General features: G+C 61.3%; 20 protein-coding genes and 1 tRNA gene. 7 read left to right on the top strand and 14 right to left on the bottom strand.

The window, feature by feature from the left end:
* Positions 1 to 14: 14 nt before the first annotated feature.
* The 3 genes from BWR18_RS07395 to BWR18_RS07385 are packed head-to-tail and all read left to right on the top strand — an operon-like array spanning position 15 to position 2,608.
* Complete coding sequence (locus tag BWR18_RS07395) at positions 15 to 1,106, top strand: UDP-3-O-(3-hydroxymyristoyl)glucosamine N-acyltransferase (RefSeq protein ID WP_076627382.1); 1,092 nt, start codon at positions 15 to 17, stop codon at positions 1,104 to 1,106.
* A 33-nt stretch (positions 1,107 to 1,139) separates the two neighbouring features.
* Entirely contained in the window at positions 1,140 to 1,400 is a 261-nt protein-coding gene (locus tag BWR18_RS07390; RefSeq protein ID WP_076627381.1) for an acyl carrier protein, read from the top strand.
* Positions 1,400 to 2,608: a beta-ketoacyl-[acyl-carrier-protein] synthase family protein gene (locus tag BWR18_RS07385; RefSeq protein ID WP_076627380.1), complete on the top strand. Its 1,209-nt coding sequence runs from the start codon at positions 1,400 to 1,402 to the stop codon at positions 2,606 to 2,608. Before BWR18_RS07390 ends, BWR18_RS07385 begins: the two co-directional genes overlap by 1 nt.
* A gap of 46 nt (positions 2,609 to 2,654) precedes the next feature.
* On the opposite strand, the gene BWR18_RS07380 is transcribed toward BWR18_RS07385, so the two are convergent.
* Positions 2,655 to 3,290, bottom strand: coding sequence for an invasion associated locus B family protein (locus tag BWR18_RS07380; protein WP_076627379.1), 636 nt, complete (start codon positions 3,288 to 3,290; stop codon positions 2,655 to 2,657).
* Positions 3,291 to 3,710: 420 nt separating this feature from the next.
* Between BWR18_RS07380 and BWR18_RS07375 the strand changes: the two genes are divergently transcribed.
* Both BWR18_RS07375 and BWR18_RS07370 read left to right on the top strand, forming a co-directional pair.
* Positions 3,711 to 5,252: a helicase HerA-like domain-containing protein gene (locus tag BWR18_RS07375; protein ID WP_076627378.1), complete on the top strand. Its 1,542-nt coding sequence runs from the start codon at positions 3,711 to 3,713 to the stop codon at positions 5,250 to 5,252.
* Positions 5,253 to 5,313: 61 nt separating this feature from the next.
* Positions 5,314 to 5,613, top strand: coding sequence for a Dabb family protein (locus tag BWR18_RS07370; RefSeq protein ID WP_076627377.1), 300 nt, complete (start codon positions 5,314 to 5,316; stop codon positions 5,611 to 5,613).
* Here BWR18_RS07370 and BWR18_RS07365 read toward each other — a convergent pair.
* The 7 genes from BWR18_RS07365 to BWR18_RS07335 all read right to left on the bottom strand — a co-directional run bounded on the left by BWR18_RS07365 (position 5,603) and on the right by BWR18_RS07335 (position 12,433).
* A complete protein-coding gene (locus BWR18_RS07365) occupies positions 5,603 to 6,286 on the bottom strand; it encodes a DUF2306 domain-containing protein (protein ID WP_076627376.1) in 684 nt (227 codons plus the stop codon). The two genes, BWR18_RS07370 and BWR18_RS07365, sit on opposite strands and share 11 nt — an antisense overlap.
* Before the next feature lies 1 nt (position 6,287).
* Entirely contained in the window at positions 6,288 to 7,523 is a 1,236-nt protein-coding gene (locus BWR18_RS07360) for a branched-chain amino acid ABC transporter permease (protein WP_254684970.1), read from the bottom strand.
* Between the two features lie 140 nt (positions 7,524 to 7,663).
* Positions 7,664 to 8,674: a branched-chain amino acid ABC transporter permease gene (locus tag BWR18_RS07355; RefSeq protein ID WP_076627375.1), complete on the bottom strand. Its 1,011-nt coding sequence runs from the start codon at positions 8,672 to 8,674 to the stop codon at positions 7,664 to 7,666.
* Entirely contained in the window at positions 8,674 to 9,450 is a 777-nt protein-coding gene (locus tag BWR18_RS07350) for a hypothetical protein (protein WP_157598674.1), read from the bottom strand. Before BWR18_RS07350 ends, BWR18_RS07355 begins: the two co-directional genes overlap by 1 nt.
* Before the next feature lie 32 nt (positions 9,451 to 9,482).
* Positions 9,483 to 10,301, bottom strand: a complete 819-nt coding sequence (locus BWR18_RS07345; RefSeq protein WP_076627373.1) for an ABC transporter ATP-binding protein — start codon at positions 10,299 to 10,301, stop codon at positions 9,483 to 9,485.
* A gap of 73 nt (positions 10,302 to 10,374) precedes the next feature.
* The gene (locus tag BWR18_RS07340) at positions 10,375 to 11,157 is read right to left on the bottom strand and encodes an ABC transporter ATP-binding protein (protein ID WP_076627372.1); all 783 of its coding nucleotides are present in this window, start codon (positions 11,155 to 11,157) and stop codon (positions 10,375 to 10,377) included.
* An 88-nt stretch (positions 11,158 to 11,245) separates the two neighbouring features.
* On the bottom strand, positions 11,246 to 12,433 hold the full coding sequence (locus BWR18_RS07335) for an ABC transporter substrate-binding protein (protein ID WP_076627371.1): 1,188 nt from the start codon (positions 12,431 to 12,433) through the stop codon (positions 11,246 to 11,248).
* Between the two features lie 155 nt (positions 12,434 to 12,588).
* Between BWR18_RS07335 and BWR18_RS07330 the strand changes: the two genes are divergently transcribed.
* Together BWR18_RS07330 and BWR18_RS07325 are read left to right on the top strand one after the other, a co-directional pair.
* Positions 12,589 to 13,677 (top strand): PQQ-dependent sugar dehydrogenase, encoded by a 1,089-nt coding sequence (locus tag BWR18_RS07330; RefSeq protein WP_076627370.1) that lies wholly within the window; start codon positions 12,589 to 12,591, stop codon positions 13,675 to 13,677.
* A gap of 41 nt (positions 13,678 to 13,718) precedes the next feature.
* The gene (locus tag BWR18_RS07325) at positions 13,719 to 14,099 is read left to right on the top strand and encodes a VOC family protein (RefSeq protein ID WP_076627369.1); all 381 of its coding nucleotides are present in this window, start codon (positions 13,719 to 13,721) and stop codon (positions 14,097 to 14,099) included.
* On the opposite strand, the gene BWR18_RS07320 is transcribed toward BWR18_RS07325, so the two are convergent.
* The 6 genes from BWR18_RS07320 to BWR18_RS07295 form a co-directional block, all read right to left on the bottom strand.
* Entirely contained in the window at positions 14,096 to 14,287 is a 192-nt protein-coding gene (locus tag BWR18_RS07320; RefSeq protein WP_076627368.1) for a hypothetical protein, read from the bottom strand. The genes BWR18_RS07325 and BWR18_RS07320 overlap by 4 nt on opposite strands.
* A 2-nt stretch (positions 14,288 to 14,289) precedes the next feature.
* Positions 14,290 to 14,592: a hypothetical protein gene (locus BWR18_RS07315; RefSeq protein WP_172839367.1), complete on the bottom strand. Its 303-nt coding sequence runs from the start codon at positions 14,590 to 14,592 to the stop codon at positions 14,290 to 14,292.
* A complete protein-coding gene (gene ubiG, locus BWR18_RS07310; protein ID WP_076627367.1) occupies positions 14,589 to 15,311 on the bottom strand; it encodes a bifunctional 2-polyprenyl-6-hydroxyphenol methylase/3-demethylubiquinol 3-O-methyltransferase UbiG in 723 nt (240 codons plus the stop codon). The genes BWR18_RS07315 and ubiG overlap by 4 nt, the downstream gene beginning before the upstream one ends.
* Positions 15,274 to 16,113 (bottom strand): methyltransferase family protein, encoded by an 840-nt coding sequence (locus BWR18_RS07305; RefSeq protein ID WP_216637320.1) that lies wholly within the window; start codon positions 16,111 to 16,113, stop codon positions 15,274 to 15,276. Before BWR18_RS07305 ends, ubiG begins: the two co-directional genes overlap by 38 nt.
* 88 nt (positions 16,114 to 16,201) lie before the next feature.
* On the bottom strand, positions 16,202 to 16,642 hold the full coding sequence (locus BWR18_RS07300) for an ion channel (protein ID WP_076627365.1): 441 nt from the start codon (positions 16,640 to 16,642) through the stop codon (positions 16,202 to 16,204).
* A 121-nt stretch (positions 16,643 to 16,763) separates the two neighbouring features.
* Positions 16,764 to 16,853 (bottom strand) — tRNA-Ser (locus BWR18_RS07295).
* Positions 16,854 to 17,011: the final 158 nt, after the last annotated feature.

The raw sequence follows: 17,011 nt of genomic DNA, 5'->3' as shown, positions 1-17,011 counted from the left end.
CAAGGGGTGCCGTCATGCGTTACACTGTTGCCGAGATTGCACGGGCGCTGGAGGCGGAGGCCGTTGGTGACGCGGGCGCAGTGGTGACAGGGCTGGCGGAGCCTGCACAGGCCGGTGCCGATGATCTGGCACTGGCGAGTAGCCCGAAATATGCGGACACTCTTGCAGCAGGGGCGGCACAGGCCGCCCTGTTGTGGGAGGGGGCCGATTGGCAGGCTTTGGGCCTGCGCGCCGCCATTCTGCCGAAACGCCCACGCTTTGCTATGTCGCGCCTGACGACGATGGCCGATCCGGGGCATGGGTTCGGCAACGGCGTGCATCCCAGTGCGTCGGTCGATCCCACGGCCAAGCTGGGCGATGACGTCACCATCGCAGCCGGGGCCGTCATCGGGCCGGAGGCAGAGATTGGCGCAGGGTCGATCATCGGGCCGTTGTCTTTTGTCGGCTGGCAGGCCGTGCTGGGGCCCAATGCCTTTCTTCGGGAACATGTCAGCATCGGTGCCCGCGTGCGCATCGGTGCCAACTTCATCTGCAATCCGGGTGTGCGCATCGGTGGTGACGGGTTTTCCTTCGTCACGCCGGAAAAGAGCGGCGTTGAGAACGTACGCGAGACGCTGGGTGAGCAGGGCGATGCGGGCGGGCAGCCCTGGGCGCGGATTGCGAGCCTGGGCGCTGTTGTCATCGGTGATGATGTGGAGATCGGGACCAATACGGCCATCGACAGCGGTACGATCCGACCTACGCAGGTCGGCAACCGTACCAAAATCGACAACCTCGTCCACATTGGCCACAACTGCATTATTGGCGAAGACAACCTGATCTGTGGTCAGGTCGGTCTGGCCGGGTCGGTGACCGTCGGCAATTTCGTCGTTATGGCGGGGCAGGTTGGTGTGTCCGACAATCTGAGCATCGGTAACAACGTGGTGTTGGCTGCAGCCTGCAAGGTCATGAGTTCAGTCAAGGACGGCAAGGTCATGCTGGGCTATCCAGCGAATGAGATGAAAACCAATCTGGACATGTACAAGAATACCAAGCGCCTGCCGCGCATCCTGCGGGACGTCGCGGAGTTGAAGAAAGCTGTTTTAAAGTCGGATGGCAGTGACTAAATCAACGCAAAGTCAGGCAAGGGGGCAGGCATCGTGAGCATCAAGGACAAGGTCATCGAGATTGTCGCAGAGCAGGCAGTGCTGGAGCCGTCGGATGTGGGTCTGAGCAATACGCTTGAGGATCTGGGCATCGACAGCCTGGGTCTGGTCGAAAGCATCTTTGCCATTGAGGAAGAATTCGACATCCAGGTCCCGTTTAACGCCAATGCGCCTTCCGAGAGTGACTTCGACATCTCGAATGTGCAGTCGATCATTGCGGGCATTGAGCGGCTGATCGCAGAACAGAAAACCTGATGCATCGCGTTGTCATTACGGGGGCGGGCACCGTCAATGCCCTGGGCCATGATGTGCCCGAGACATTCGAGGCCATGCGCGAGGGCCGTTGCGGCATCGGCCCGCTGGAGTTTCAGGACGTGGAACGGCTGGCCATCAAGATCGGCGGTCAGGTCCGCGGGTTCGAGGCCGAGGGGCGGTACAATCGCCAGCAGATGAGTCTTTATGACCGCTTTACCCAGTTTACTCTGGCCGCCGCCAAGGAGGCGATTGAGCAGGCGGGCGTGAGCTTTGCCGGGGAAGAGGCCGCCCGGTCGGGCGTTATTCTGGGCACCGCTGCGGGGGGTGTCAGTACATGGGATCAGAATTATCGCCTGGTCTATGAAGAGGGTAAGAACAGGGTTCACCCCTTTGTCGTGCCGAAGTTGATGAACAACGCCGCTGCAAGCCACGTGTCGATGGAATGGAACCTGAAGGGGCCGTCCTTTACCGTCGCCACGGCCTGTGCGTCGTCGAACCACGCCATGGCGCAGGCGTTTCAGATGGTGCGCACGGGCATGGCGCCGGTGATGGTCACCGGCGGGTCCGAAAGCATGTTGTGCTTTGGCGGGGTCAAGGCCTGGGAGGGGCTGCGCGTCATGTCCAAGGACGCGTGTCGCCCCTTTTCTGCCAATCGCAACGGTATGGTGCAGGGCGAAGGGGCGGGCGTGTTCGTGTTCGAGGAATTCGAACATGCGCGTGCCCGCGGGGCCGACATCCTCTGCGAGGTGGTGGGCTTTGCCATGTCGTCGGATGCAGCTGACATCGTGATGCCATCGAAAAACGGTGCGGCGCGCGCGATGGCCGGTGCCTTGGCCGATGCGCGGGTGAATGCGGATGAGGTCGGCTACATCAACGCTCATGGCACGGGCACGGCCGCCAATGACAAGACCGAATGCGCGGCTGTGGCGGATGTGTTCGGGCCGCATGCGGACAAGTTGATGATCTCTTCCACCAAGTCGATGCATGGTCATTTGATCGGTGGGACCGGTGCGGTGGAATTGTTGGCCTGCATCATGGCGCTGCGCGATGGTGTCGTGGCGCCAACGATTGGCTATGAGGAGCCAGATCCGGAATGTGCGCTGGATGTGGTTCCGAACGATGCGCGGGACGCGAAGGTCGATGTCGCGCTGTCCAACGCATTTGCGTTTGGCGGCATGAACGCGGTGCTGGCGCTGCGCAAGGTCTGACAAAAAAGCCGCCCGAAGGCGGCTTTTGGTGCGGATCAGTTGATCCTCAGAACTGTGCGACGGATGTCTTGTCAAAGGCTGCGGTAAATCCGCTGAGCGACATGTTCAACTCGACCTGCTGGTCGGGTGCCAGCGCTGGGACAATGGTCAGCTTGGCATTCGCACCGCGCCGGAATTGCGCAACTTCGTCCGCCACAAGGCCCACACGCGAATAGCAGCCAATCGGGTTGCAGAACGCATAGGGATACCGACGGGCCTGGCCGCCATCGACTTCCATCGTCAATTGCTGGGGCAAGGATGTCTCCAGCGGGACGATGATCGTCGCACCGGCCACAGCACGTCCACCTTCGGGCAGGCGGAAGATCGAGATTTCCGCGACGGGTGTGCCTTCATCGTCCTGCATCAGCTGGTACATCTGGCAGGGTTCTTCCTGACCTTCTTCTGCCTTGATGCAGCGCAGTTCCCAAGCGCCAAAGGTTTCGGCAGTGTAGGTCTGACCGACCTGGGGGGCTGAGGCGTCCTCACCAAGGCTCAGCTGGTCCTCGATGGGGTTTGCGACACCGGGGGTGTCTGTGCCTTGCTCGGTTTCAGTCGTGTCTTCGGGTGTCGTGTCCGTGGATTGGGCCATGACGCCAATTGGCATCAGAAGGGCTACGGAGAGTGCAATCAGGGACGTGCGCATATCGGTTCCGCTCTTGTTTCGTTTCAAAAACTGCTAGCACGGACTGGAACGAGTGTCAGGGCCAAAGCGCAAAGTTTTCGTGACTGGCAACAAGCAGTAAAAAAGGGGACCCCAAAGCCCCCTTTTTCACGTGTTTTTTCTCTCCCCGTCGGACTGGCCGACATATTGCACGAAGGTTACGAAAGCCCCCGGCGGCGGTCAACCGGGAATATGTAAAAAAGAAAACATTGCGAAATCAGGAACTAAACCCATTCGTTCAATCGAACAAAAAAAAGGCCGCGCATGAAGCGCGGCCCAGTCTGACAGGGAGGAAGTGTTCCGCGCCAGGAGGACTCTCGACGGGAACGAAAACACTATGGCACCCAATGGTTAACTTTGTATGGTCGCGCCGAAGAACCCAATGGACAAAAGGTTAACGGCATGGAAGATCACATTTTTATCGGCGGTGGCGGGGTCGAGTATGCCGAAAAACAGGGGCTGACGCTGAAGTACGCCAACCGGCACGGTTTGGTGGCAGGTGCGACCGGGACGGGCAAGACCGTAACGCTGCAAATCCTGGCCGAAGGCTTTTCCAACGCGGGTGTTCCGGTGTTCTTGTCAGACGTGAAGGGCGATCTGTCGGGGTTGGCCAAATCGGGCACGCCCGAACACAAGCTGCATCGTCCGTTCACTGAACGCGCTGAAAAGATTGGGTTTTCCGACTACAGCTATCACGCCTGTCCCGTCACCTTCTGGGACATGTTCGGGCAACAGGGCCATCCGGTGCGCACCACGGTGTCAGAGATGGGGCCGCTGTTGCTGGCTCAACTGCTGGAGTTGACCGAGGCGCAGGAAGGGATCCTAAATATCGCTTTTCGCCTAGCGGATGAAGAGGGGATGCCGCTTCTCGACCTCAAGGATCTGCAGGCGTTGCTGGTCTGGGTGGGCGAGAATGCCAAGGACATGTCGCTGCGCTACGGCAACGTGTCCACGCAATCCATTGGCGCCATCCAGCGGCGCTTGCTGGTGCTTGAGAACCAGGGGGCGAGCCAGCTCTTTGGTGAACCTGCGCTGGAATTGTCCGACCTGATGCGCACGGACGCGGCGGGCAAGGGGATGGTGAATGTCCTGGCGGCAGACAAGCTGATGGGCGCGCCCAAGCTCTATGCCACGTTCCTGCTGTGGCTGCTGTCGGAGTTGTTCGAGGAGTTGCCCGAGGTGGGCGATCCAGACAAGCCGAAGCTGGTCTTCTTCTTTGACGAGGCGCATCTGCTATTCGAGGACGCGCCCAAGGCGTTGGTCGACAAGGTCGAACAGGTGGCGCGCCTGATCCGCTCAAAAGGTGTTGGTGTCTACTTCATTACGCAAAACCCGGCGGACGTGCCCGAGGATATTCTGGGTCAATTGGGCAACCGGTTTCAGCATGCTCTGCGCGCCTTCACCGCCAAGGACCGCAAGGAATTGCGCATGGCCGCCGAGACCTATCGCGAGAACCCGCGGTTCGAGACGGAAGAGGCCATTCGCGAGGTGGGTGTGGGCGAGGCTGTCACGTCGATGCTGCAGAAAAAGGGTGTGCCGGGGATAGTGGAGCGGACGCTTATTCGTCCGCCCTCGTCGCAATTGGGGCCGATCACAGCTGCAGAGCGCAAGGCGCATCTGGCGGCGAGTGATATGGCCGGGAAATATGACGCACCGCTGGATCGAAAATCCGCTTTCGAGATGTTGAAGGAGCGGGCTGACAAAGCCGCCGCCGAGGCTGCTGAAGCTGAAGAGAAGGCAGAGGAGATGGAGCCGGTGTTGCGTGAATTCAATGCCGGTCGGCGCTATTCCGGCGCGCGGGTGTCGCGTTCGTCTGCTCGGACGACCCGTCGCGGCGCGAGTTTTGGCGAGGCGATGACCAAAATGGTTGTCAAGGAACTGACAGGTACGACCGGTCGTCGCATGGTGCGCGGTATATTGGGCGGCCTCTTCAAAGGGCGGTGATCCGGCTTTATGTCGAGAGTGGAGGCTGACAGCCTTTGACCAGATGTGAGGACCGTTGCCCATGTCCGATGCTGACCGCTTACGCCATGTCGTGTTTTTCCGGGCCCGTGACCGCGCCGATGTGGACCGCGTGTTCGAGGGCCTTTCGATACTGGAGGCAAACCCGCATGCCGACGTGATCTCTGTCCGCAAGAACACCCATTCCGACGCGCTGTCGGATCAGGTGGATGTGGTGGTTTATGCCGAGTTTCGCGATGCCCGCGCCCTGGCGGATTACAAAGCGCATCCGCTTTATCAGCGCTCGATTGATCTTGTTCGTCCGCTGCGGGATCTGCGTGTTGCTGCAGATATCACGTTTTGACCAGCTGCGGTGCGCGCCGCAGCCACCATTCGAGTGCGAGCAGGTATGGCAGGTAGAAGGCAAAGAGGTTGATCTGGTCGAAGAGACCTGAGAAATCTGGTTCGGCTGCGATCCCGCACAGCGTGTCGCTCAGCGTGCAGGTGGTGCCGTACCACAGCCCGTAATGCAGCCGGTAGAGCCATGACCCCAAGCCCAGCACGATCAGCCGCAGGCCCCAGCGGCGGTGTCGTGCGTAGTCGCCCGCCATGGCGAAACGCGGCGTCTGGATCGCTGCGATGATCATCAGGACGCCATAGAGTGCAAAGGCGACCGACATGGGCGCCCCGCCGACGGTGCCGCTGCGCGCGATGTAGATCAGACCGCCGATGCCTGTGAGTAGCGCTGCGACCGCCAGAACGCGGCCAGAGATGCGGTGCACGCGCGGCCAGCGTTGGCGAATGGGCCCTGCCAGTTGGATGACCGACAGCAGCGTCACCAGCGCGCCCGAGACCATATGCGCGAAAAGCGACATGAGGCTGGGCGTTGGCCCGGTTAGCCGTTCAATGACCGATGTATCGCCGCTGAGCCCCAGTGCGCCGCGCTGTGCGGAGTGCCAGACAAAGCCCTGGATCATCACAAACAGCAGCACCAACCCCGCAATGGCCCATCGCGTTCGGGTCGTGCTGCGCTGCATGTCACTTCTCCGGAATCAGTCCTCGGGGGCTGAAGCGTAGCACCAGAAGCAGGACGACCCCCATGGTCAAAAGTCGCATGTGGGCAGCGCTATCGAGCAGGTGTTCGCGCAGCCAGAACCCGTCGGCCATGCCAGAGGTGACAACCTGCATGACCCATAGCCCGATGGGTTCGACCATCACCCAGAGCCACCAGATCAGGAACCCGCCCAGTACTGCGCCCAGGTTGTTGCCGGACCCGCCCACGATCACCATGACCCAGACAAGGAAGGTAAAGCGCAGGGGTTGGTAGGTGCCCGGCGTCAGCTGGCCATCAAGCGTGGTCATCATCGCGCCTGCGATGCCGCAGATGGCGGAGCCGAGGACGAAGATCTGGAGGTGGCGGGCGGTCACGTCCTTGCCCATGGCTTCGGCAGCAACCTCGTTGTCGCGGATGGCGCGCATCATCCGACCCCACGGGGAATGCAGCGCGCGTTGGGCGAGGATGAAGAGGATCAGTAGGACGACCGTGAAGAGGCCCGCATAGATCGTTTTCACCCAGAGCGTGGAGGCGGTGACCGGATCGAAGCCAAAGCTCGTGACCCGTTCGACGAAGGTTGTGCTGTTCTGCAGGTCAATCTCGTAGGGCGCAGGGCGGGGCAGGCCGACCACGTTTTTCACACCGCGGGCCAGCCAGTCCTCGTTTTTCATGATCGCGATGATGATTTCGGCAATGCCGAGCGTGGCGATGGCCAGATAGTCGGAGCGCAGGCCGAGCGCCGTCTTGCCGATGATCCAGGCCGCTCCGGCAGCCAACAGCCCACCCACGGGCCAGGCAATCAGTACGGGCAGGCCGAGCCCGCCGAGGTAGCCCGCGTTGGCGGGGTTCACCGCCTCGACCGCCTGCACGCCGCCGTCAAACACCGCACGGTAGATGAAGAAGCCTGTACATAGGATCACAATCATACCCAGTGTGCGCACACGCCCCTTTGGTAGCGCACCATAGGCGAGGATCGCACCGACGATGGTGGCCGCCCCGAGGATCAGCGCCAGGATGACGCGCAGTCCGCCAGCGGCCCAGGCCTCTCCCACCGGAGGCATGGCGACGAGTACGGTGGCGAGGCCGCCGAGGGCGACGAAACCCATGATGCCCACATTGAACAGGCCCGCGAACCCCCATTGCAGGTTCACCCCCAGCGCCATGATGGCCGAGATAAGGCCGAAGTTCATGATCGTGATGGCGAGGTTCCACGACGTCATCAACCCGGTGCCGATAAGTAGGGCGGCGATGCAGCCGAAATAGACGATTGTTCGTTGAGTGCTTCCTGTTTCACCCAAAAGGCGGCCGCCGCCGAGCAGATGCCAGATACGGAATTGCTCTTGGTTCGCGTTTTTATCACTCATACCGCTTTCCCCGCAAACAGGCCGGTGGGCCGGAACAAAAGCACGATCAGCAGGATCACGAAGCTGACGGCGAATTTGTAGTCGGTGGACAGAAGCTGGGCGAGGCCATCGGGGGCGAGACTGTCCGGCAGGGCGTAGCCTGCGACCTTCTTCCAGGCATAGGTTATCATCACTTCCGAGAACGCGATGGTGAAGCCGCCTGCAATGGCGCCCAGCGGGTTGCCCAAGCCGCCAACAATTGCAGAGGCGAAAATGGGCAGCAGGAGCTGGAAGTAAACGAAAGGTTTGAACGACTTGTCGAGGCCGTAAAGCACGCCCGCCACGGTTGCCAGCGCCGCCACGATCAACCACGTCACCATGACCACGCGTTCAGGATTGATGCCCGACAGCAGCGCGAGGTCTTCGTTATCCGAATAGGCCCGCATGCTCTTGCCGGTGCGCGTGCGGTTCAGGAAGTAGAAGAGCAGCGCCACAACGATGATGGCGGTGATGACAGTGATGCCTTGGGTCGTTTTGATCGCCAGCCCCTCGTCGAGGCCCGTAAGTGCCTTGAACTCACGCACCGAGATAATAAAGCGTTCCCCATCGGAAAAGCGCTGGTCATCGGGGCCGATGACGAACCGCACAAGGCCGTTCATGATGAACATGACACCAAGAGAGACCATAACAAAGATGATCGGCTTGGCCTTTTGCGTGCGGTAAAACCGGTAGACGCCGCGATCCGTCGCCAATGTCAAAAGCGCACAGACCCCGATGCCGAAGGGCAGTGCCAGAAGGGCCGTGGGTAGGGGACCGGCGGAAATGCCGATGCTCTGGAATGCCCATGTGATCAGGATGGTGGCCATGGTGCCAAAGGCCATCGTATCGCCATGCGCGAAGTTCGAAAACCGCAGGATGCCGTAGATCAGCGTGACGCCAAGCGCCCCGAGGGCCAGTTGTGAGCCATAGGCGATCGCGGGGATCAGGACGAAATTTGCCAAGGTGATGAAGGCGTTGAGGAGATCCATCAGAACAGGGCCTCGCATTGGCCGGAGAAGGTCCGGCGGATATCGGATGCGTCGCCGCGCTGGTCGGGCAGGGACAGGAATTGAGCTATGACGGTGTCGGGGTCCGTCCCTTGGATTATGATGCCCGACAGGTCTTTGCCGGTCAGAAACAGGGTCGGACCATTCGCACGGATCGCCAGATCGGTGTCACCCACACGCATGTTGGCAAGCGCTGCCGCCCCGTCCAGGCGGGACACGCCCGCGCGGGTGTCGTCAATGCGCAGGGTGTCCGGGTCGTCCCGCCACCTCAGGGTAACGGAGCGATCGGCGCAAGCGCCGCTGCCATCACAGGTTTCGACCAGGGTGCAGGCGTTTTCGGCGCCTTGATCCGCAGCCATGCCAACCTCGCATTGCCCGAGGAAGGTTTGGCCGTCGCCGGGATTGCCTGCATATTGCACGGAATAGACAGCGCCGCCGCCGTCAAAGACAGTGAGATGACCCGCCACCGCCTCGCGCATCGGCATCAGGATCGCGCGCGCGTCCGAGCGTGCTTTCCACCTTGCGTCCTGCATCAGCGGCAGTTTGCGCCCGATCTTGCCCTGGTCGCGCACCGCATAGGCGCTGCCGGTGTCGTCGTTGATCAGCCAGCGAAATTCGCGCCAGGCCCGTTCGCAGGGCTGGCCGATCACGCAGCGCTGATCGAAAAGGCAAGTAAGCGGTTGGTAGCCTTGGTCGCGCAGATCACCCTCGGTCAGTGCCGCGGCGGGGCCGCTCAGACACAAGAGAACCGCCACCATCTTCTTCTCTTTCCAAATACGGAAACGCACCATCAGCCTCCCAAAAACGACTTGCGCACCTCTGGGTCTGCAAGCAGCTCTTTGCCCGTCCCGCTAAACGCGTTTCGCCCCTGTACCAGCACATAGCCCTTATCGGCGATCTCAAGCGCTTGGCGGGCGTTCTGTTCAACCATCAGGATCGGGATGCCGGTGCGCGCCACCTCGATGATCCGGTCAAAGAGTTCATCCATCACGATGGGACTGACGCCGGCCGTGGGTTCGTCCAGCATCAGCACCTTGGGTTGGGTCATCAGCGCGCGGCCCACAGCGACCTGCTGGCGCTGGCCGCCCGACAGTTCCCCCGCTGCCTGATTGCGCTTTTCCTTGAGGATCGGAAACAGGTTATAGACCTGGGCCATTGTGCCCGAGAAGTCGTCGCGCCGGATGAATGCGCCCATTTCCAGGTTCTCCTCGACCGTCATGGAGGTGAAAATATTCGACGTCTGGGGGACAAATCCCATGCCCTTGGCGACACGGTCCTGTGGCGACAGGTCCGTAATGTCCTCGCCACCCAGCCTGACGGAACCTTGCCGCACGTCCAGCATCCCGAACACAGCCTTCATCGCAGTGGATTTACCCGCGCCATTCGGCCCGACAATCACGGCAATCTCGCCCCGCTCAACGGCGACGGTGCAGTCGTGCAGAATGTCCGGCCCCGCGCCATAGCCGCCCGTCATGGTATCGCCGATCAGGAATGCTTCTGCCGGCTTCATTGTCCCCTTGGTGCCCGGAGATGCTGTCAGTGCGCCGCCGCCCGCGCGCGTGATTGTGCGATCTGTGTTGCCGCGATCATCCTGATAGGGGTTACTCATCGCACAGCCCCCATCTTCTTCTGATCAAAAATACCACGGGGGTGTGGGGGCTGGCCCCCACGCAGGGTTACCCTCATGCGCCCACCTTGTCTTTGTTCTTGAGACCGGTGCCCAGATAGGCTTCGATCACCTGCTCATTGGCCTTGATCTCATCCAGCGTGCCTTGGGCCAGCACCTTGCCCTCGGCCATGCAGATGACCGGGTCGCAGATTTTACCGATGAAATCCATGTCATGTTCGATCACGACAAAGGTATAGTTGCGTTCCGCATTCAGCCGCAGGATCGCATCGCCGATGGTGTTCAGAAGCGTGCGGTTCACGCCTGCGCCCACCTCGTCCAGAAACACGATCTTGGCATCGACCATCATCGTGCGGCCCAGTTCCAAGAGCTTCTTCTGCCCGCCCGAGACCTGACCCGCCTTGTGGTCGGCGAGGTGTTCGATGGTCAGGAATTCCAGCACTTCGTCTGCCTTGGCGGCGAGGGCGCGTTCTTCGTCCGCAATCCGGCGGCGTCCGAACCACGTGTTCCAAAGCGTCTCGCCCGATTGGCTGCCCGGCACCATCATCAGGTTCTCGCGGCAACTCATAGAGGAAAACTCATGCGCGATCTGGAAGGTGCGCAAGAGCCCCTTGTGAAACAGCGTGTGGGGCGGCAGGCCGGTGATGTCCTCACCGTCCATCGTCACGCGCCCGGATGTTGGCGGAAGAACGCCTGCGATAACGTTGAAAAGAGTGGTTTTTCCGGCGCCATTGGGGCCGATCAACCCGGTGATCGATCCCGCCTCGATCGACAGCGACGCGCCATCGACGGCATGAAACCCGCCAAAATGCTTGTGAATGTCGTCTACGACGATCATGTATATCCCCGTGCTGTCTTAGGAACAGTCTTCAAGATATTGAAACAGCCCGGGAAAACCCGGGCTGCCTGTTGGTTCTGATGTCCGCTTAACGGTACTGCGCCGTGGTGATTTCACCGCCTTCGATAACGATCTGACGATAGTTGCCCGCCGACTCGCCCCCGCCGATCAGCTCGACCGCGGTGGCTCCGACATAGTCCACGTCGCCGCCATCTTTGAGGATTTGCAGGGCCTTGGCCAGTTCACCCGGGAAGATCTGTTCGCCCGGCGCGTTGGCCACGTCCATGACATGGTCTTTGAAGTCGTTGCTGTCCTTGGAGCCTGCCGCCTCCATCGCCAGCATGATCAGCGCGGCGGCGTCATAGCTTTCGGGCGTGAAGGGCGATGTGGCATCAAACGTGTCCCCCACCATTTCGGCGAACATCGCAGCGCCTTCGCTGTCGGTGCCGGGGTGCTGACCGGTGGAACCTTCGATCTCGTCGCCGAAGTTTTCCTGCAACTTGGCGCCGATCATCCCGTCTGGGAAGTGGAAGGTGTCGAATGCGCCGGAATCGATCGCCGCGCGGACAATGCCCGAACCACCTTGATCCACATAGCCCGCTACGACCAGACGGTCACCACCTGCGGCCGCCAATGCGCCGACCTCAGCGGAATAGTCGGCCTTGCCGTCCTCATGCGCGGCGTTGATGGTCACGGTGCCGCCTGCGGCCTCAAACGCGGCCTGGAAGCTGTCCGCCAGACCCTTGCCATAGTCGTTGTTGGTGTAGGTGACGGCGACCTCGTTGATGCCTTCTTCCATCAGCACTTCGGTCATAACGACGCCCTGGCGTGCGTCGGACGGTGCGGTGCGGAAGAACAGGCCGTTGTCTTCATTGTCGTTGTGCGACAGGCCGGGGCTGGTGGCAGAAGGTGAGATCATCACCACGCCGTTGGCCACAGCGACGTTGTTCAGGATCGCGCCCGTCACGCCCGAGCAGTCTGCACCCATGATCGCATCCACCTGGTCCGACGTAACCAGACGTTCGGCGGCAGCGGTTGCAGCGCCTGCGTCGACGCACGTCGAATCCGCGCGCACGGACGACACCGTCGCACCGTCCAGCAAAAGGCCGCTGTCGGTCACTTCCTGCATCGCAAGCTCTGCGCCGTCGGCCATCGACGGGGTCAGCGATTCAATTGGGCCGGTGAAGCCGAGAATAACGCCGATTTTGACGTCCTCAGCAAAGGCTGTTCCTGCCATCAGCGCTGTTGCGGCTGTCGCCGTAAGCAATTTTTTCATGTGTTTACTCCCTGTGGATCTGCTGTCCTGCGGCAAAGCCTAAGCCCGGCCTTCAAAAAAGAAAAGGCGAATAGCTGCGCCTGCCCACGGGAATGTGGGTGGAATGGATCGTCACGCTGACTACGTAACCAACAAGCGATTTAGGAGGATGCCCCATGCACCGTTTTGCTGCTCTTGCCCTTGCTTTGGTTCCATGCGCCGCCCTTGCCCTTGATACCGACCAAGGTGCTGTGACTGTGGCGCCGGTGGTGACCGGCCTCGATGAACCATGGGGCGTTGCAGAGCTTCCCGACGGGTCGCTTCTGGTGACCCAACGCGATGGGCAGCTCGTTCTTGCGCGAGACGGCGCAACACAGCAGGTCGCCGGCACGCCGCGTGTGGCTGCACGGGGGCAGGGTGGCCTTTTGGACGTCACGCTGGCCCGTGACTTTGCCACGTCCCGTACGTTGTTTCTGACCTATTCAAAACCGCAGGTCGGTGGGTCGGGCACCGCGTTGGCCGCCGCTGAATTGAGCGCGGACGGCACAACGCTTGAGAACTTGCGCGATCTGTTTGAAAGCGCGCCCGCCGGGCGGACGGGACGGCATTACGGCAGCCGCGTGGTCGAGGCACCGGATGGCACGTTGTTCGTGACGATCGGAGACCGCGGTGATCGTCCTTCGGCCCAGGATCGCAGCAATCACAACGGCGCAATTGTCCGCGTCACGCGCGATGGCAGGGTGCCCGCCGACAATCCCTTTGTCGGGCAGGACGGCGTCCAGCCGCATATCTGGTCCTACGGCCATCGCAATCCGCAGGGCGCGGGGCTGGATGCGCAGGGTCAGCTTTGGACCGCCGAACACGGCGCGCGGGGCGGCGACGAGGTGAACAAGGTGCAAGTGGGGGCCAATTTCGGCTGGCCCGTTATTTCCTACGGGGTGCACTATTCCGGGGCCAGTATCGGCGAGGGCACGACCCAACAGGGCATGGAACAGCCGGTCTTCTACTGGGATCCGTCCATGGCGCCGTCCGGGCTGATGATCTATCAGGGCGATATGTTTCCCGAATGGCGCGGCGACATGTTCGTCGGCTCCCTCAAGTTCAGCTACATTTCGCGGCTCGACATGAACGGTGACACCGTGCGCGAGGTCGAGCAGATCGAAGGAGACGAGACCCTGCGCGTGCGCGACATCGTCGAGGCACCCGATGGCAGCATCCTGTTTATTTCCGTGGGCAACGGCACCGTCTACCGGATGACGCGCTGACTGATCGCCGCTAGGGTGCCCTTGCAAAGAGGAGGACACCCATGGCCATCACCCGGCTGGATCACGTCAACTTGCGGACCACTCGGCTGGCGGAGATGGTGCATTGGTACGGGGACATTCTGGGCCTCCGTGCCGGTGATCGTCCCAATTTCACGATGGACGGCGCATGGCTGTATGCAGGGGACGTCGCTGCCGTTCATCTGGTTGCCGTCGAGGAGGATGGTGCCGTGGGATCAGAGACGGCACTCAAACTGGAACACTTCGCCTTTCGGGCGCAGGGCGATGCGGACGCCTTTCAAGAGCGTTTGCACGCGCGCGGCGTCTCTTTTCGCCGGTCTGTCGTTGATGCGATGAACCTTGTCGCGTTCAACATCTGGGACCCGGATGGCAACCACATCCACGTGGATTTTGTTACTGACTAGGCATCGTCTTCGTTGTGGCGCGCCATGCGCGTCAGCTCATGCGTCAATTGCTTGGCGTATCGGCGCTGCCGACGCCGCGCCTTGGCCGCGGTTGCGCGCCAGCCCTCGCGTTTGTCGGTGACGATGTCGTCCAGATCATCGGCGACTTCGACGTGCTGCGCGTCCTTGGGAGAGGTTCGTTTCGGCATGTTTAGGCCCTGATCTGCAATTTCCCGCGCCATGCCAGCGATTGCCGGTTCAGCGCATGGAGGTCGGCGCGACCCGTGACGATGTCGTCGCACAACGCGACCGCCCGCTGCGCCTGATCCTGCGTCAGATGCTTGTACGCCGGGCGTTGCACATGGTTGTACCAAACCCCACTGCAGACCGTATCCAGCACGATCCGCTGAAAGCAGTGATCGTTGCGCACAGGCCAGCCGCGCCGCGGTTCAGCCGCCATTTGCGGTAGAACTTCGCGCGTGAGCATCAGGTAGCGGGCGACTGGATCGGTCATGTGGTCGTCCGGCCGGGCAGGGTCGCGACGCCCATGTAGATGATCGCCTTGCTGGGCAGCGGGCCAAAGGTGAAGTCAAGCTGACGGGTCAGGCCGCGCGGGCCCAGCCCGGTCTGTGGGCCGATGTCAAACCCTGCCCGTTGCAAGGCTGCGGTGAGTTCCGCGGGCTTGATAAACATCTCGGGATCGTGCGTGCCCTTGGGCAGAAGGCCGATCACGTCCTCCGCAATCGTGATCGTGGCGAGCCGCGCCAACGGATTGCGGTTGATCGTGTCAAACAGGAACATGCCGCTGGGGCGCAAGACGCGCGCCACTTCGGCCAACACTTGAGACAGGTCCGCCACGTGTTCCAGCACATCGACGCACGCAACCGCATCAAAACTGGCGTCGGGGTAGGGCAGATCCTCGCCCACGCCGATCTCATAATGAATGTTCTTGCCGGTCGCCTTTGCATGAACCCGCGCTGCTTCGATTGCTTGCTCCGCCGGGTCGATCCCGGTCACCTGCGCGCCGCGCTCTGCCAGCGCCTCGGCCATGAAACCGCCCGCGCAGCCCAGGTCCAGCACGTCCTTGCCGACCCAGTCGATGTGCCGGTCAAACCATTTCAGCCGCCCCGGCACCATGTTTTTCAGCGTGCGCACCCATTTGATGTCGTCCGACCACCATTGGGCCGACACATCGTCATAGATCTGAAGGTTGTTGCGTTGTGTCTGTGTCATCTGTTCGGGTCCAACGGAGGGGAAGGGCGTAAGGCACACGCGCCTTGTAGGCTGCAAACCGGTCACCATAACGGGCGGCAAAGCGGCGTTCTTTCAACAATGGGGCCAAAAGGCAGTAAGCCGTGAGGCTGATGGCGACTGCCAGCTGATCCGGTGTCCAGACGGGGACCGTCCACGTCGTCAGAGCAAAGGACACGTAGATGGGCTGGCGGACAAAGCGGAAGAGGCCCGTTGTGGGCATGTCCGGGAACTCCGGCTTTTTATCTTGCGCAAGTGACATCCAGCCCAGGGCGCCCGACTGCACCTCAGCGCCGGCATCATAGCTTGCCTTGATCAACAGCGCCCAGCTGGCGGCATATGCGGCGCAGAGCCCGATGAACGCGGCGCCTTCGGCTTGCCACCAGATGGTGCCGCTCGGTGTCCATAGTGCAAAGAGGAGCAACAGCTGGATGGACGCAACAATGGCATAGGTGGTGGTCGCCAATGTACCGCCATGCGGGGCGGGCGCGAGGCGCGACAGCTTTGGCCCGCCGCGCCGCGTCAGAAGAAGCGAATGCACCAGCGGGAATTGCAGCAGCAAGAGCGCGTTTGCCGCAAAGGACCACGGCGCAGGTAGGTTGCCAAGGCTGATGGTCATGCCAAAGAACATCGCTACGATCATGGCGATAACCGCTGCCGCAAAGAGCGCGTGGCAGACAATTCCATAGGCGAAAGCCAGCGCGATCCGTCCGCGCCCCGGCGGCGGGCGCAGCGTGCCAATTGCAAGTGCCCAAAGGCGCTGGAAGGGGGACGGGTCGTCCATCTGCATGACGGATCAACTAGCCAGTGCGCCCCGGTTTTCCATTGTCCTCGTCAAAAGGTCGCGGATGTGGTGCGGGGCGCGCTGCCATTTAAGTGTCGTGGCCATGTATCTTGGGAAATAACGCGCTGATGACCGTCATCAGAAAGGCCGTGCTGATCCCGAAGGTCAGAAACCCCGTCACAGCGGCAAAGGTGGCAAAGATGCGCGTCCCGGGTTCCAGAATGACGTCCCCGTATCCCACCGTGGTGTATGTCGCCATCGCGAAATAGAACGCGTCCGCAAAGACATCGAACGCATTGATGAGCAAAAAGACGAACGCCCAGGACCAGACCTGGATCGTGTGCGCAAACAGGATGACGATCACGCCAAGGCTGAGAAGCAGCAAGACGCTCAGCGCCGTCCGCGCGCCATGAAGCGCCGATGCCACCCTGATGATTACCGGTATTGCGGCTGTGACAATGCCGACATGCACAATGGCACAGATCACCAGCAACAGGCTTCCAAATGCGATCTCTGCGGCGGTCGTCATGCCAAAGCGCTCCTTGGGATAGGGTCGCGGGTATGGCACCTTTTTTAAGCGGCAAAGGCAAGTGGCCCGCATCGCGACGACATGAACGGGCGGCCGATCATCCTGATCAAGTTGTTGAAAATGGCGGAGAGACAGGGATTCGAACCCTGGGTGGGCTTGCACCCACAACGGTTTTCGAGACCGCCCCGTTCGACCACTCCGGCACCTCTCCGCGGGGGTCTGGTGCGCCCAATTAGAGGGAACCGTGCGCACGCGCAAGGCGGTTTTTGCGCAATAGGGCGCACACGGGAAATTTGATGGACGCGCCCGCAAAAAGCCATAACCTGTTCAACAGATCGACACGACCGAGCAGATCAATAGGAGAAGACA

The sequence above is a fragment of the Tateyamaria omphalii genome (genome assembly GCF_001969365.1).
GTDB classification, from domain to species: Bacteria; Pseudomonadota; Alphaproteobacteria; order Rhodobacterales; family Rhodobacteraceae; genus Tateyamaria; species Tateyamaria omphalii_A.
This window is presented reverse-complemented; position numbering and strand designations above follow the sequence as displayed.

What these genes read in the sequence shown, in the direction of transcription:
- BWR18_RS07320 (WP_076627368.1), bottom strand. Translation starts at nt 14,287, where the DNA reads ATGCCGAAACGAACCTCTCCCAAGGACGCGCAGCACGTCGAAGTCGCC.
- BWR18_RS07395 (WP_076627382.1), top strand. Translation starts at nt 15, where the DNA reads ATGCGTTACACTGTTGCCGAGATTGCACGGGCGCTGGAGGCGGAGGCC.
- BWR18_RS07360 (WP_254684970.1), bottom strand. Translation starts at nt 7,523, where the DNA reads ATGACGTCGTGGAACCTCGCCATCACGATCATGAACTTCGGCCTTATC.
- BWR18_RS07315 (WP_172839367.1), bottom strand. Translation starts at nt 14,592, where the DNA reads ATGACCGATCCAGTCGCCCGCTACCTGATGCTCACGCGCGAAGTTCTA.
- BWR18_RS07365 (WP_076627376.1), bottom strand. Translation starts at nt 6,286, where the DNA reads ATGCAGCGCAGCACGACCCGAACGCGATGGGCCATTGCGGGGTTGGTG.
- BWR18_RS07340 (WP_076627372.1), bottom strand. Translation starts at nt 11,157, where the DNA reads ATGATCGTCGTAGACGACATTCACAAGCATTTTGGCGGGTTTCATGCC.
- BWR18_RS07350 (WP_157598674.1), bottom strand. Translation starts at nt 9,450, where the DNA reads ATGGTGGCGGTTCTCTTGTGTCTGAGCGGCCCCGCCGCGGCACTGACC.
- BWR18_RS07370 (WP_076627377.1), top strand. Translation starts at nt 5,314, where the DNA reads ATGTCCGATGCTGACCGCTTACGCCATGTCGTGTTTTTCCGGGCCCGT.
- BWR18_RS07300 (WP_076627365.1), bottom strand. Translation starts at nt 16,642, where the DNA reads ATGACGACCGCCGCAGAGATCGCATTTGGAAGCCTGTTGCTGGTGATC.
- BWR18_RS07335 (WP_076627371.1), bottom strand. Translation starts at nt 12,433, where the DNA reads ATGAAAAAATTGCTTACGGCGACAGCCGCAACAGCGCTGATGGCAGGA.
- BWR18_RS07325 (WP_076627369.1), top strand. Translation starts at nt 13,719, where the DNA reads ATGGCCATCACCCGGCTGGATCACGTCAACTTGCGGACCACTCGGCTG.
- ubiG (WP_076627367.1), bottom strand. Translation starts at nt 15,311, where the DNA reads ATGACACAGACACAACGCAACAACCTTCAGATCTATGACGATGTGTCG.
- BWR18_RS07380 (WP_076627379.1), bottom strand. Translation starts at nt 3,290, where the DNA reads ATGCGCACGTCCCTGATTGCACTCTCCGTAGCCCTTCTGATGCCAATT.
- BWR18_RS07305 (WP_216637320.1), bottom strand. Translation starts at nt 16,113, where the DNA reads ATGGACGACCCGTCCCCCTTCCAGCGCCTTTGGGCACTTGCAATTGGC.
- BWR18_RS07355 (WP_076627375.1), bottom strand. Translation starts at nt 8,674, where the DNA reads ATGGATCTCCTCAACGCCTTCATCACCTTGGCAAATTTCGTCCTGATC.
- BWR18_RS07330 (WP_076627370.1), top strand. Translation starts at nt 12,589, where the DNA reads ATGCACCGTTTTGCTGCTCTTGCCCTTGCTTTGGTTCCATGCGCCGCC.
- BWR18_RS07345 (WP_076627373.1), bottom strand. Translation starts at nt 10,301, where the DNA reads ATGAGTAACCCCTATCAGGATGATCGCGGCAACACAGATCGCACAATC.
- BWR18_RS07375 (WP_076627378.1), top strand. Translation starts at nt 3,711, where the DNA reads ATGGAAGATCACATTTTTATCGGCGGTGGCGGGGTCGAGTATGCCGAA.
- BWR18_RS07385 (WP_076627380.1), top strand. Translation starts at nt 1,400, where the DNA reads ATGCATCGCGTTGTCATTACGGGGGCGGGCACCGTCAATGCCCTGGGC.